Origin of the sequence: Actinomadura fibrosa (assembly GCF_900659615.1) — a bacterium.
Taxonomy (GTDB): domain Bacteria; phylum Actinomycetota; class Actinomycetes; order Streptosporangiales; family Streptosporangiaceae; genus Spirillospora; species Spirillospora fibrosa.
In genome coordinates this window covers 1-1246 of sequence record NZ_CAACUY010000545.1, presented here as the reverse complement: position 1 = coordinate 1246, position 1246 = coordinate 1, and the positions used below count along the sequence as shown (strand labels likewise).

1 protein-coding gene is annotated in these 1246 nt (G+C 76.6%); it reads left to right on the top strand.

Features of this window, described 5'->3' with window-relative positions:
* Positions 1–1246, top strand: a 1246-nt coding sequence (locus E1300_RS49560; protein ID WP_131764163.1) for a bifunctional copper resistance protein CopD/cytochrome c oxidase assembly protein, incomplete at both ends; no start/stop codon positions are given.

The following is a 1246-nucleotide window of genomic DNA, read 5'->3' as shown; positions in this document are numbered from 1 at the left end:
AGCCGCGCGACGACCTGCTGTCGTCGCTCGTGCAGGAGGCCGCCGTCGGCCGCCTCGACGAGGACGAGCTGATGGCGCTCACCACGTTCCTGTTCACCGGGCACGCCGCGTCCGCCGCGCACCACGCGCTCGCCGTCTACAGCCTCGCCGCGCACGTCGCCGGGGCGGCGCTGTGGATCGGCGGGCTGGTCGCCCTCGTCTCGGTCGCGCCGGACGTCCGCGACCGGCTCCCGCAGATCGTCGGGCGATACAGCGGGCTCGCGCTGGTCACGTTCGCGGTCGTGGGCGCCAGCGGCGCGGTGAACGCCTGGGTGCGGCTCGGCGGCGTCCACCTCGACTCGCGGTACGGGGCGCTCGTGGTCGCCAAGGCCGCCGCGCTCGCGGTGCTCGGCGCGTTCGGTTGGTGGCACCGGCGCGCCACCATCCCCGCCCTGCGCGCCGGGGCGGGCGCGCGGGCCTTCGTCCGGCTCGCCGCCGCCGAGATCATCGTCATGGCGGCGGCCATGGCGCTCGCGACCGGCCTGTCCCGCACTCCCCCGCCGGAGGTGTCCCCTGGGACGCTCGACGCGGTGACCCTGCGGCTCGGCTTCCCGCTGCCCGGACCCGCGAGCCCGCGCGCCTACCTGCTGGACTGGTGGATCGACCCGCTGTTCCTCGTGCTCGTTCTCACCGGGGCCGTCCTGTACGGGGCCGGGGTCCTCCGGGTGCGCCGCGCAGGCGGCCCGGGCTGGCCCGCGTACCGGACCCTCGCCTGGACGGCGGGCCTCGCCGTCGTCCTGTTCGGCTCGTGCGGTGGCGTCGCCCGGTACAGCATGGTGCTGTTCAGCGCGCACGCGGTGCAGCACGTGCTGGTGGGGCTGCTCGGACCGCTCCTCCTCCTGCGCGGCGCCCCGCTGGAGCTCGCGCGGACCGCGCTGCCGTCCGCGTCGATGCCGGACGCGGTCGCGGGAAGCCGCGGCGCCAGGGCGCTCACCCATCCGGTCGTCGCGTCGTCGCTGCTGCTCCTGAGCCTGTACGCCTGGTACCTCTCGCCCGCGTTCGGCTCGTCCCTCACCAACCACGCCCTGCACTCCCTCGCCATGGCGGGGTTCCTCGCGATCGGCCTGGCCTACTTCGCCGGGACGGACGGGCGGGTCCGCACGGTGCTCGCCGCAGCGCCGCTGCACGTGGCCGCCGGCGTCCTGCTCGTGCGCGCGGACGGCGTCCTCGGCGGCTCCTGGTACGGCGGCCTCGGCCGCGCGTGGGG